Source organism: Gilliamella sp. Choc5-1 (assembly GCF_001690595.1).
GTDB classification, from domain to species: domain Bacteria; phylum Pseudomonadota; class Gammaproteobacteria; order Enterobacterales; family Orbaceae; genus Gilliamella; species Gilliamella apicola_M.
This window is the reverse complement of record NZ_LZHH01000119.1, coordinates 1-13,956: the sequence shown is the minus strand read 5'-3', so window position 1 is coordinate 13,956 and position 13,956 is coordinate 1. Positions and strand designations below refer to the sequence as shown.

Here is a 13,956-nt window from a genome sequence, read left to right as displayed (position 1 = left end):
ATTAATGTTCCCGATTTTTAGACAGGCTAGCTGCTTTGTTTGCATCATACCACCAACTATCAATCCCTATACCATAAGTCGGTTGTATAGCTGGCTGCCCAAATTTGTTCCAATAAGCATAATAAGTTTTACTGTTATACCACATTGGAATCATTGGATATTCTTGCGTTAAAATACGATCAAGCGCACGTCCTAATGGGACAAGTTCTTCTTGATTATCCACATTCTTAATAATTTCAGCGATAATGCCATCGATAGCTTTATTATGTAACCCCGAAGCATTCCACGATGAGTTAAGGTATTCACTTCCCCAAAACATCAATAAATTAGAATTAGGATAATTTACGGCATAATAATAACGTGCAACCATATCATAATCACGCTCACGAACACGCCGTAAATGTTGTGCGGAATCTAACAAGGTAATTTTCATGGTGATCCCTAAGCGTGCTAAATTTTGTTGAAAAGGAATAGCATATTTAATATCGCTACCAAGGGAGCTGATCAGTTCAAATTCAAATGGTTGCTCAGTTTTAGTGTTAATTAGTTTACCATTTTTAATTTCCCATCCAGCTTGTTTAAGCAATTCAGCCGCTTTTAACAAATTGTCGCGATTAAAACCTTGCCCATCACTTTTGGAAATAGAATAAGCATCGCCAAAAACAGCTTCGGGAATAATATGTTTATAAGGATTAAGCCATTTTAATTCTTGCTCTGTCGGCTTACCTTTTGCCGCATAAATGGTGTTTTCAAAAAAACTATAAGGTCTTTTGTAACTGTCATAATAAAAGGCATGATTTAGCCATTCAAAATCAAATGCCAAGGAGATCGCTTTACGTACTTTAATATCTTTAAATAGTTCTTTTTGTAAATTAAATGCGAGCCACTCAGTATCGGTTGCGGTTTTAACAGGTTTTTCTTGTTTAATAATATGGCTATTATCAAAATATCGACCTTGATATTGAGCAAACCAATTTTTTGGTTGATCTTCAGTTCGCAAATCATATTCACCAGCTTTAAAGGCTTCTAGTGAAACATTGTCATCCATATAATAATCAATGCGTTTTTCGTCAAAATTATCTAAACCTTTATTAATCGGCAAATCACGTGCCCAATACTTTGGATTACGTCGATAAACAACATATTGCCCCATTTTATAATCGCTAATATAGTAAGGGCCACTACCAACAGGTGGCGTGCTTAATGGTTCTGAAAAATCATGATGTTGCCAAAAATGTTTAGGAATAACACGCATACTACCCACAAATGAAAGAAGTTTTTCCCGATCGGAATCGGGAATATCAACACGCACATGGTGATCATCTATTGCCTTAACAGTAATGCCTTTATTATAAACACGATATTGAGGTACCCCTTCGGTCATAAATTTATGAAAGGTAAATTCAACATCGTGGGCAGTAATGGGCTTATCATCTTGAAAACGAGCATTAGGGTTAATTGCAACTTCTGCCCAACGGTATTGGTTAGAGTAGGTTATTGAAGTAGCAATAAGTGGATAAAAGCTTGTGATATCATCAGCTGTACTAGTAAAAAGACTATCATACAGTGATCCTGAATTACGTTCAGGTGCGCCACGGCTAGCAAAGCGATTCAAATTATCAAAAGAGCCAACTTCTGCCAATTTAATTACGCCACCTTTCGGAGCATTAGGATTTACATAATCAACATGTTGAAAGTCAACATGATACTTTGGTTGACCTGAAAGTGAAAAGATGGTTTTGCGGTAAATTTCTTCACGTTTTTCAGTAGGAGTAACGATATCAACTTGTTTATCCTGAGATGATTGAACTAGAATATTAACATCAGTTTCTTCCTCAGTTTGAGGTAAAATTTGTTGTTCTTCATCGGCAAAAGCAGGTGCAGAACAAATGGCTATACCACTTAGGCAACTCAAGATGAATAATATTTTTATAGGTTGTTTAATTCGACTAATCATCCTAATTCCGTTCCTGCTCTATTTAACAATAGCATATTTATGTAATTTCTTATTGATTATTAACAAATCAGTCATTAAAGGCAATCACAATCCCCAATAGGTTGCCTATTTTGCCAAACTTCCACTAAATGAGCAAAACCTAATTAATAAGATAAAAAAATGAGACCACTCGTTAAAAATACACATTTGATAAAAAATAAGTGTAAGAATTTCTCACGTTGTTTACAGTAATTTTTGAAATTACTGTAATGAATACATATAAAAAACAAAACTAATGCCTTATCACAGACAAACGATAGTGCGCTTATATTATAAAGACAAATAACCGTTACTAATTTGGCTAAACGCTTTATGGTCAGTCGACCTACTAGTATTAAACGTCTTTGTTATTGCGGTTAAATCCTTACGTAAAAAGGATATAATAATACGTTAATTTTTACCAAGTTAAACAAAAATTTTGGATTTTTTACTTAAACACTATACACTCCTGAAACTTCTTGACAAAAATGAGGCTATCTATCTTTGTTTGTTAGATAAATTTTTGTTTAGATAAACTGTGTGATAATCAGCGTATCAATCAAAAATTCCTAAAACCCATCTACCTACAAACAATGAGAAAGCCGAAAGCGTGATACAAACTTTAATTGAGATGTGGCATAATCAACAAATATTTAGTGATAAAAAAGATAGAAAACCAAAGCTTAAATGCTTTATGCGTTTTTAGCGAATTATTTTAATCATGAAGTGTAAATAACTCGGCGTTTTCCTACATATTAACTGTTATAATAACAGTTAAATCCCAAAAGTGATTTTGGAGAAAATACCTTATGAGTTTTTAGAGGATTATTTTAACCATGAAGTGTAAACAACCTTGTATTTTCCTAGATATTAATTTATTTAATTGGTTCATTATACAAAAACGAATACTTACTTTTTTATTAGTATCTTGTGTGTCGTTCATATCAATAAATGTTATGGCGCTAACTTGTAGTGATAACCTTACTAAAAATACTGTTGAGTCAAATAATTATATCTTTCAGATTCTTGATTATATTGACTCACCAATAAAAGATATTAAGCAAGAGATTAGAATTTCAACGACCAAATTAGGTAGTGATAGCGATGATGTAAGTAGTATGACGGCTAAGCATACACTAACGTATGATCCTAATGGACTTATAACACAAAGCCATTATGATCTTTATTCAGAAAAAAACATCCGAATTTATTCCGAGCACTTACAAAAAAATAAGTCAGGTTGGGAAAATATTATTGAAGATGTAGAAGATAAAACCAATAGCATTATTCAATTTAGTACTGATGAACAAGGTAAAATTGTAGTATCTCAACAAACCAAAAAAGCGGCCGATTTTGTTTTTATTGAAACCGATAATTATCTGTACGACACTAATAATTGCCTTATCAATAAAAATGTACAATGGCAACTAAAAGAAATTAATGAGAATGGTCAGTACACTGGTACAGAACAAAAAGGGGGTTCAACCTATACGTTTGAATATCAAAATCAACAGTTAGCTAAAGTACTGTATCAATTTAGTAATAATATGAAAAACGAAAGTGACCTTTCATATCAATATGATAATGAACATCATCGATTAATATCCATCGACGCTTCGTATTTATCAGCAGGTAAAGAAGCTGCTCATTACGCCACTAAATTTTTAACTTTTAATGAAAAAAATGATTGGTTGACAGTAACTAAAGTTAAAAATAACCAATATGGTAAGCAAACAACGGTGACTCGGGAATTGACTTATTATTAGTTTTTAGAAATAAAAAAAACGTTATTTGATTGATAGTGTTTTTTGTATTCTATTAATTTACTAAAAAATACCATCACATTCGAATAAACAATAGATAAATAGCATGCAATGTCCATGCTAATGCCAACCCCAATGTCAATAATTTTTCACGTTTTGGGTGGATTTTATGCTCGTGCAAAATAGTCAAAATTTGTTGTAATCCATACCAGATAGGTAATGAAATCATCAAAAATAAAAAGATTTTGCCGATTTCTGTATTGGCTATTTTAAGAATATAAGATCGCGTCGCCACATCAGCGAATGGAATCATAAATGCCATAATAATGAGCATGATGGGTAAAAAAATAGCAGCCCATGTTCCACCAAGTACAAACAAACTTTTTATTATTTTTCCATCTGTGTTTTTTGTCTGAATTTTTTGATTTTTCATTAATTTAATACCACTCACTTCAATACAAATAAAAATAAAAAAATCGATACCGCTAGTGTAACTGCCCACAATCCTGCAATAACTAATAATGTATTAGTTTTTTTATTAAACACTGTGCTTGACATCATTTTAGGGAATAAATTAAACCAAATTATTGTATGAAAAACACTGATGAATAACGCAATACAATTTAGTCCAACAATAAAAGGGCTACGTAAAAAAAAGATAAAACGATAAAATTCATCTTGTCCTACAGCATTAGTGTACATACAAACTACACCATACATTAAAACTAAACTTACCCAAATCATCGAAAAAGGAATTAATTTATGCATGATAGTAATTATAAAAGGGTATTTTACATTGGTTTGAGTAGCTTCAAGGTGATTATTATTATCTTGTTGATTCATAAATATCTCTAGGTTGTATTATATTTTATGCGACTAATTGTTTGGTAGGATTATTATTCAATCGGGTATTATAAGGATTAAACAGATTTATGTCGCTAACTTATAACGAGCCATAATATAGCTTTTTAAAACAGCAATGCTATACAAAAAGTGCGTCAAATCTTAATGGTTGGTAATGCTTGGACAATGAATAATTAACTAGGCAATAAATCAAGTAAAAAATCTTCACAAAAAGCTATAAAAATAATGCTAAATACTGGTCTAACTTATACTAAATTAGTCGTTGCGATACAAAGTATTTTATATTGAATATGGGGGGCATGATTAATAAAGAATAATATCTTCTAGTATCATTTTAAACATTTCAAAATTAAATGAATCTTTTATTTATTGGTTTTTCATGGTTAATATAATTAAAACAACTAAAAAAAATAAAAAACATAAAATTTTATTATTTAAAATCAAAGTAAAATTGTTATAAAGTATATAACTTAAGCACATTATCCACCAATTATACCGATCCCATTAATTTGTCATTTTGGTCATGCAGCTTAAAGGTGATTAGGCATAATAAAAACGAAGACGGGAAATCATGAAGAACCAATACGCCTCAATGCGAAGCAATGTCAATATGTTAGGTACTTTACTAGGTAATGCGATAAAACGCGCTACTGGTAATGAAACATTTGAATTAGTTGAAAAGATAAGGCAGTTATCAAAATTAGCTCAACAAGGAAACACTCAAGCACATAATGAGCTACTCAAATTAATTGAAACTCTTAATGATGATGATTTATTGCATGTTGCTCGCGCATTTAATCAGTTTTTGAATTTAGTCAACACAGCTGCTGAGTATTATGGTATTTCGCCCCATGGTGAAGCATCTAGTAGTCCTAAAAAAATGACCGAATTATTTAGTACACTTAAAAATCTAAATTTTTCCAAAGAAGCTATTACAAATGCAATTAATGAACTGTCCATTGAATTAGTTTTAACTGCTCATCCAACAGAAATTAATCGCCGAACAATGATTAATACTTATACAGCTATTAATAACTGTTTATCCCAACTCGATCATGATGATCTAGCTGATTATGAAATAGAAAGAATTATGCGTCGCTTAAAACAGTTAGTTTGTCAGGCGTGGTATACCGATGAAATCCGTAAAAAACGCCCAACTCCGATTGATGAAGCAAAATGGGGGTTTTCAGTCATTGAAGATAGTTTATGGGAAGGCGTACCCCTATTTTTGCGAGAACTTAATGACCAGTTAGTTGATGCTTTTGATGAGCAATTATCGGTTGATCATGTGCCAGTAAAATTCACCTCATGGATGGGCGGAGATCGTGATGGAAACCCTAATGTAACAGCAAAAGTCACAGAAAAGGTAATGCTACAAGCCAGACTAAAAGCTATTGAATTATTTTTAGCTGATATTCAAATACTTGTTCGTGAACTTTCGATGACAGAATGTAGCGAATCAGTTATTGAACTGTTAGATGAAAATAATAAGACTGTTTCTGAACCTTATCGCGCAGTAATGAAACAGTTACGAGCACGCTTAATTAAAACTCATAATTATATTGAAGCATTGTTAAATAATGAACGCGTATTACCACCTAGTGATATTCTAATTGAAAATCAACAATTATGGATACCACTTTATATTTGTTATGAATCATTAATTCATAATGGTATGTCAACCATAGCCCATGGACCATTACTTGATACTTTACGACGTATAAAAAGTTTTGGCTTACAGTTAGTTAAATTAGATATCCGTCAAGACAGTTCAGTCCATACTGAAGCCTTAGATGCATTAACCAAAGAACTTAATTTAGGTAGCTATGCCCAATGGTCAGAGGAAGAAAAACAAACATTTTTATTAACTGAGTTACAGTCTAATCGACCATTACTTCCTTATAACTGGCAACCAAATGAAATGGTTAAAGAAGTTTTAGATACTTGTCGTGTTATCAAAAAAGCTGGGGAGGAATCGATCGCTTCTTATGTAATATCAATGGCTAAAGCTCCTTCTGACATTTTAGCGGTTTACTTATTATTGAAAATTGTTGATTGCCAAAAGAATATTCCAATTGTACCGTTATTTGAAACATTAGAAGACTTAAACAATGCTAAATTGGTTATGCAAAAGTTACTGGATATTCCTTGGTATCGCGATAAAATTCACGGCAAGCAGATGGTGATGATTGGCTATTCTGATTCGGCTAAAGATGCAGGCTCGCTTGCGGCATCTTGGGCTCAATATCGGTCACAAGAGGAATTAGTTAACTTATTTGAAAAATATAATATTAATTTGGTGTTATTCCATGGACGAGGAGGATCAATTGGTCGAGGGGGCGCACCAGCTCATGCCGCGCTACTTTCGCAACCACCAGGATCATTAAAAGGAGGACTTAGAGTTACTGAACAAGGAGAAATGATCCGCTTTAAACTCGGTCTGCCAGAGGTAGCTCTCAGTAGTCTCATGCTTTATACCTCTGCTATTTTACAAGCCAATTTATTGCCACCACCGGCACCTAAGCAAGCATGGCGCGATATCATGGACGAAATGTCTGAACTTTCATGCAACTGTTATCGTAGTTATGTACGTGAACGAGCTGAATTTGTTGATTATTTTAGAGCCGTAACACCTGAGGCAGAATTAGGTAGATTACCACTAGGCTCAAGACCGCAAAAACGTCGAACTGGTGGAGGCATAGAAAGTTTACGTGCTATCCCATGGATTTTTGCTTGGACTCAAAACCGTTTAATGGTGCCATCTTGGCTTGGTGCAGGTAATGCGCTTAGAGCTATTATTGAGAAAGGTAAAAAAGATCTTCTTAAAGAAATGTATCACAATTGGCCTTTCTTTAATGCTCGTTTAGGTATGCTTGAAATGGTTTATGCCAAGGCGGCACCAAACATCCACAAATATTACGAACAGCGTTTAGTCAATCCGGCTTTATGGCCATTAGGTGAAGAATTAAGATACTTATTAACTAGAGATATTAATACGGTACTAACTATTACTGATGATATTAGCTTAATGGCTGATTTACCTTGGATAGCAAAATCAGTTGCCTTACGTAATACTTATATTGAACCATTAAATTTGTTACAAGTAGAATTATTAAGTCGCTCACGAAAACACTGCAATAGTGAAAACATCATAGTAGAACAAGGATTAATGATTACTATTTCGGGGATTGCAGCTGGTATGCGAAATTCAGGGTAAAATAATGAAAACCACTCACTTTTTATTTTTCAGATAATAAATATTCTAAATAAGTTTTAGCATCTTGGTCTCCTTGTTCGCTAGCTTTAGTAAACCAATAAATGGCACGATTGATATCTTTATCTGTGCCATTACCTTCTAGACATTTAATACCTAAATTATATTGAGCATCAATGCTGCCTTGCTCTGCAGCTTTTAAATACCATTCAACTGCTTTTTTTTCGTCTTTAGAAACACCACCGCCCACATCATACATTACACCAATATTATATTGCGCATCCGCATTGCCAGCTTCAGCGGCTTTAGTAAACCAATATGCAGCTTGTGTATTGTCCGGTTTAATTCCTGTACCTGTTACATACATAATGGCTAAATTATACATAGCTAGCACATGTCCATTTTCTGCCGCCTGCGCATAAAAATTGCTAGCGGCTATATAATCTTGGGTTAAACCCTCACCATTTTCAGACATTATCCCTAAATAGTATTGAGCTTCGGGGATATGATCCTTCGCGGCTTTACTAAACCAATCGGCGGCAGTTATTCGATCTTGTTGTACACCATCTCCAAAAAAATACATAATACCAAGATTTAAATAAGCATCATAAATACCAGCATCACCAGCCTGCGAAAAGTAATCAACTGCAGTTAATGTGTTCTTTTCAACACCTTCACCTTCTTTATACATTAAAGCCAGATTATATTTAGCCAATGCATAATTTTGATCTGCCGCTAACTTAAAATATTTAAATGCCGCATTTAAATCACGTTTGGTACCTAAGCCACTTTGATACATAAATGCTAAGTTATTTTGTGCTTTGGCAAGCCCTTGTTCTGCTGCTTTTTTATACCAAAAAAAAGCACGAACATCACTAGCTTCAACACCCAATCCTTGTTTATAAATACTTCCTAAAGAGTATTGTGCTTCTGAATTTCCTTTTTCCGCAGATAAACGTAGAGAAGGAAGTAATAAATCTGACTCATCAAGCTTTAATTGAGTGTCATTGGGTTGCGTTTTATAATTTGCAGCCATTACACCATAAGAAATGGATAATAATACTAATAGGATATTAATTTTTTTCATATTTTTTAAATTACGATAATATTTATAATAATTATACATAAATGTAACAAAAGGGAATAGTTCTTGTTTATTCGTTTTCAAATTATATTTTGAATATTATTCCATTTCATAATTTATTTTTAATAAACAAAACACTATAAACCTAACTCATCCCAAATCTCATCAATATGAGCAATGATTTTTGGATCTTTTTTAATTACTTTACCCCATTCTCGATTAGTTTCGCCTGACCATTTATTGGTTGCATCTAGACCCATTTTAGAACCTACGCCTGAAATAGGCGAAGCAAAATCTAAATAGTCTATTGGAGTGTTATCAATAAATGTCGTATCTCGATGAGGATCCATCCGAGTTGAAATAGCCCACATCACATCTTTCCAATCACGAGCATTAATATCATCATCACAAACAATTACAAATTTGGTATACATAAATTGCCGTAAATAAGACCAAACCCCCATCATAACCCGTTTAGCATGACCAGGGTATTGCTTTTTAATTGTAACAATCGCAATACGGTATGAACACCCTTCTGGCGGTAAATAAAAATCCACAATTTCAGGAAATTGTCTTTGTAAAATAGGAATAAATACTTCATTTAAAGCAAGCCCCATAACCGCAGGCTCATCTGGTGGCCTACCGGTATAAGTGGAATGATAAATCGCATCTTTACGGCGAGTTAAATGCGTCACGGTAAATACAGGGAATTGCTCGATTTCATTATAATAACCAGTGTGATCACCATATGGACCTTCTGATGCCAATTCATTAGGATCAATATAACCCTCAAGAACTATTTCTGCACTGGCTGGAACCTCTAAATCATTTGATAACGATTTAACTACTTCTGTTCGACTACCTCGTAATAACCCAGAAAAAGCATATTCGGATAACGTATCTGGCACAGGTGTCACTGCCCCTAAAATAGTTGCAGGATCAGCACCAATAGCAACACTAACAGGAAATCTTTCATTAGGATGAGCTTGTTGCCACTCAGCAAAATCAAGTGCACCGCCACGATGTGAAAGCCAACGCATAATTAACTTATTTTTTCCTAAACGTTGCAAACGATAAATGCCTAAATTTTGCCGATCTTTATAAGGACCTTTAGTTATCGTTAACCCCCAAGATAACAGTGGTGCCACATCATCAGGCCAGCAATGCATAATAGGTAAACGAGTTAAATCCACCTCATCATCTTTAAAAACCACCTCTTGGCAAGGCGCTGATGAACGGTGTTTAACTGGCATATTTAACACTTGTTTATATTTAGGTAATACATTAAAAAATTGTTTTATGCCTTTTGGCGGTTCAGGTTCACGCAAAAATGCCAATAACTCACCAATTTCACGTAAAGCGGAAATATCTTCACGCCCCATTCCCATTGCAACACGTTTAGCGGTACCAAACAAATTGCATAAAACAGGTATATCATAACCAATTGGATTTTCGAATAATAAAGCAGGGCCTTCACGACGTAAAACGCGATCCGCGATTTCTGTCATTTCAAGATAAGGATTAACAGGGAAAGTAATTATTTTTAATTCACCTTGCTGCTCAAGATAATCTAAAAAAACTCTAAGATTTGAAAAATTCATTTATTATTACTCCCTGTTACTGATTAATTTTCAGTTAACTTATCCAAAAATATTTTTTAATATTTACTTTTAACATCTCTTTGAATTTAACTAATCTTCATCAAAGTTTTCGCTATATATCGGTAGTTGCTTATTTTGGTTACACTCAACAATTTTAGGCAACAAGGAATCAAATTGCTTTTGATCAAGATCAACAAATCTATCTTGATCAACTTGATACAAAAGAAATTGCTCAGATTGATCATCAAACAAAAAAGAAGCTATCCAATCATTTCGATCATCGTTATTTTCATTAGCAAATATCTTAATGATACTGTTTTCTCGCTTTTCAGGTTGATTATGTAATTTATATTCAATTATCTTTTCAGCTATATTCGAATCGTACTCATCAAAAATAATATAATCATTTTGATTAGGTTGGCATTTTTTTACATTTACCTCAGCATGACTGGTTAAAACAAAACAACATAAACAAGACATAACAATCGCTGATAGACTCAATTTCATTTTCGGCCTCTCAATTAGATTTAATTAAATTATGAATTTTACCAATAGCTTCACTATTATTTGGTGATAAGGTAAGCTTGGCAGCGTCATGAATCGTTAGCCACTGATAAGCTAAATGTTCAGTAAGCATAGGCGTTATCTCATTAATAAGTGGCAAATAAAACCAATGTTCTTTATTTACTTTAACTTCTGGCGCATATTTATGTCTAAATTGTGGAAAGATTTCAAACTCAATAGAATGTTTTGCATCAATTAACTCAAGGTTTTGTTCAATAATATTAATGCCAGTTTCTTCGAAAACTTCACGAATCGCAGTTTGTTTTGGTAATTCATTAACTTCCATACTACCCGTTACTGATTGCCAAAAACAAGGATCATCTTGCCGTTGTAACATAAGGCAACGCCCTGTTGTCTGGCAGTATATTACTACCAGAACAGATTCAGGATTCTTAAATTTTTGCATCAAATATCACTACTTTTTACTGACTTCAATACCAAGTTCAGTTAATGCTGCCGCATTAGCTGGGCTTGGCGCATCAGTAAGTAAACAAGTTGCTGCGGTTGTTTTCGGGAATGCAATCACATCGCGAATATTATCAGTACCTGTTAGCAGCATTGTTAATCGATCTAAACCAAATGCTAATCCTGCATGAGGTGGTGTACCATATTTTAACGCATCAAGTAAAAAACCAAACTTTTCATGTTGTTCGTGTTCATTAATACCTAAAATAGAAAAAACAGACTGTTGCATTTCGCTACGGTGAATACGAACCGAACCACCACCAACTTCATAACCATTAATCACCATATCATAAGCATTTGCAACTGCATTTTCAGGATTTTGGATAAGCTGTTCAGGTGTAAAGTCTTTCGGCGAAGTAAACGGATGATGCATAGCACTTAAACCTTCATCGGTTTCTTCAAACATAGGGAAATCGACAATCCAAAGCACAGCCCATTTACTTTCATCAGTCAAGCCCAAATCTTTACCCACTCTTAACCGCAACGCACCTAACGCATCACTAACAACCTTATAGCTATCTGCACCAAATAATAAAATATCGCCATCTTTTGCATTAGCACGATCAAGCAACGCTCCCATTTGCGACTCATTAAAGAATTTTGCAATAGGGCTTTGTACGCCTTCTAACCCTTTACTACGTTCGTTTACTTTAATCCACGCCATACCTTTAGCGCCATAAACAGAAATAAACTGAGTATATTCATCTAATTGTTTACGTGTTAATTGAGCGCCATTTGGAACACAAAGTAATGCTACACGTCCTTTTGGATCATTTGCTGGTGTTGAAAATACTTTAAAATCAACCTCTTTAACTAAATCAGCCACATCAATAATTTCAAGCGGATTGCGCAAATCAGGCTTATCACTACCATAACGGCGCATCGCCTCGGCAAAAGTCATAATAGGAAACTTACCTAAATCCACATTTTTAACATGTAACCAAAGTTCACGAATCATCTGTTCCATAATATCGCGCACTTGCTCGGCTGTCATAAATGACGTTTCGACATCAATTTGTGTAAATTCTGGTTGACGATCTGCTCGCAAATCTTCATCACGAAAACATTTTACAATTTGATAATAACGGTCAAAACCTGACATCATTAACAATTGTTTAAATAATTGAGGTGATTGTGGAAGCGCATAAAACTCACCTTTATGAATACGGCTTGGAACTAAATAATCTCGAGCTCCCTCAGGCGTTGCTTTGGTTAACATAGGGGTTTCGATATCCAAAAAGCCATGTTCGTTCATAAACGAACGAACAAACGCCGTAATTTTAGCTCGAGTTTTAAAAATAGCTGACATTTCAAGGCGACGTAAATCAATATAACGATATTTTAAACGCTGTTCTTCGCTATTATTTTGATTAAAATCAAGCGGTAAAACATCGCTACGATTAAATACCGTTAATTCTGTCGCCAATACTTCAACCTCGCCTGTGGCCATATCCTTATTGATTTGACCTTCAGGACGAGCTCTGACTTTACCTTTAATTTGGATACAAAATTCATTACGAAGTTCACCAGCAAGTTGATAGGCTTGTTGATAATCAGGATCGAAAAAAACTTGCACAATACCTTCACGATCACGCATATCAATAAAAATCATACCGCCTAAGTCTCGACGCTTATTGACCCAGCCACATAACGTAACTTCCTGATTAATATGACTTGCATTGAGTTGTCCGCAATAAATTGTTCTCATTAAAATACCCTGTAAACTATTAACAAAATGATAATTATTATAGAGCAATTTATCAGGGTATAAAGACCATGATTTAAAATAATTATCATTTAATTTATTTATAGTTAGTTTTTGAAAATAAATTTACTTTATGAGAGTTTTTATAAAATAGATTAAATTCAAAAAGATACTAATTACATCTTAATTTCATAAAAAAATAGCATCAGATTCCTCATTGAAAATAACTTGTCATATCAAATATTTATTTGTGGAATGGCAACACATTTTCAAACAAAAAAATTAAGGGGTAAGTGTTTTTTAAATTCAACGGGAGGCAAGTAGCCTAACGAAGAATGTAATCGTTTATGATTATACCAATAAGCATAAGCCGAAAAAGCGCGTTGTAACTCAGCCGTTGAGTTAAAACGTTGGCCTTTTACAAATTCCGTTTTAATTGTTTTAAATGTCGCTTCCGCTACCGCATTGTCATAAGGACATCCTTTCTTGCTTAATGAATGCGTGATATTAAATGTCTTAAAACAATCCGCTAATAACCGATTATCAAACTCTTTACCTCGGTCTGAATGAAATAAATCTAATTTCGATAATGGCAGTTTAATTTGGCTTAATGCCGACATAACAAGCTCTGCTGTTTTATGTTGACCAACATGGTAACCGACAATCTGCCTATCGGATAAGTTCACTAAAACACATAAATAGTTCCAACGTTGCTTAACTT

The 13,956-nt window shown here is 33.8% G+C and carries 11 protein-coding genes; 2 read left to right on the top strand and 9 right to left on the bottom strand.

Annotation, left to right across the window (positions count from 1 at the left end; genetic code table 11):
* Position 1: 1 nt before the first annotated feature.
* Positions 2-1,957 (bottom strand): extracellular solute-binding protein, encoded by a 1,956-nt coding sequence (locus A9G35_RS11395; RefSeq protein ID WP_081300211.1) that lies wholly within the window; start codon positions 1,955-1,957, stop codon positions 2-4.
* A gap of 974 nt (positions 1,958-2,931) precedes the next feature.
* Between A9G35_RS11395 and A9G35_RS11390 the strand changes: the two genes are divergently transcribed.
* On the top strand, positions 2,932-3,741 hold the full coding sequence (locus A9G35_RS11390) for a hypothetical protein (protein WP_141673871.1): 810 nt from the start codon (positions 2,932-2,934) through the stop codon (positions 3,739-3,741).
* A 73-nt stretch (positions 3,742-3,814) separates the two neighbouring features.
* Here the strand turns inward: A9G35_RS11390 and frdD are convergent, their stop codons facing one another.
* Positions 3,815-4,171, bottom strand: a complete 357-nt coding sequence (frdD, locus tag A9G35_RS11385) for a fumarate reductase subunit FrdD (protein WP_065636964.1) — start codon at positions 4,169-4,171, stop codon at positions 3,815-3,817.
* 14 nt (positions 4,172-4,185) lie between these two features.
* Positions 4,186-4,581 carry a hypothetical protein gene (locus A9G35_RS11380; RefSeq protein ID WP_065636963.1) on the bottom strand — a complete coding sequence of 132 codons (396 nt, stop codon included), beginning with the start codon at positions 4,579-4,581 and terminating at the stop codon, positions 4,186-4,188.
* 592 nt (positions 4,582-5,173) lie between these two features.
* Between A9G35_RS11380 and ppc the strand changes: the two genes are divergently transcribed.
* Entirely contained in the window at positions 5,174-7,819 is a 2,646-nt protein-coding gene (gene ppc, locus A9G35_RS11375) for a phosphoenolpyruvate carboxylase (protein WP_065636962.1), read from the top strand.
* Positions 7,820-7,841: 22 nt separating this feature from the next.
* Here the strand turns inward: ppc and A9G35_RS11370 are convergent, their stop codons facing one another.
* The 6 genes from A9G35_RS11370 to A9G35_RS11345 all read right to left on the bottom strand — a co-directional run.
* Entirely contained in the window at positions 7,842-8,903 is a 1,062-nt protein-coding gene (locus tag A9G35_RS11370; protein WP_065636978.1) for an SEL1-like repeat protein, read from the bottom strand.
* Between the two features lie 134 nt (positions 8,904-9,037).
* Complete coding sequence (ubiD, locus tag A9G35_RS11365) at positions 9,038-10,501, bottom strand: 4-hydroxy-3-polyprenylbenzoate decarboxylase (protein ID WP_065636961.1); 1,464 nt, start codon at positions 10,499-10,501, stop codon at positions 9,038-9,040.
* 90 nt (positions 10,502-10,591) lie between these two features.
* Positions 10,592-11,008, bottom strand: coding sequence for a hypothetical protein (locus tag A9G35_RS11360; protein WP_065636960.1), 417 nt, complete (start codon positions 11,006-11,008; stop codon positions 10,592-10,594).
* Positions 11,009-11,018: 10 nt separating this feature from the next.
* On the bottom strand, positions 11,019-11,471 hold the full coding sequence (gene nudB, locus A9G35_RS11355) for a dihydroneopterin triphosphate diphosphatase (RefSeq protein ID WP_065636959.1): 453 nt from the start codon (positions 11,469-11,471) through the stop codon (positions 11,019-11,021).
* Between the two features lie 9 nt (positions 11,472-11,480).
* On the bottom strand, positions 11,481-13,238 hold the full coding sequence (gene aspS / locus A9G35_RS11350; RefSeq protein WP_065636958.1) for an aspartate--tRNA ligase: 1,758 nt from the start codon (positions 13,236-13,238) through the stop codon (positions 11,481-11,483).
* A gap of 266 nt (positions 13,239-13,504) precedes the next feature.
* Positions 13,505-13,956, bottom strand: a 452-nt coding sequence (locus A9G35_RS11345; RefSeq protein ID WP_141673717.1) for an integrase core domain-containing protein, incomplete at its 5' end; no start/stop codon positions are given.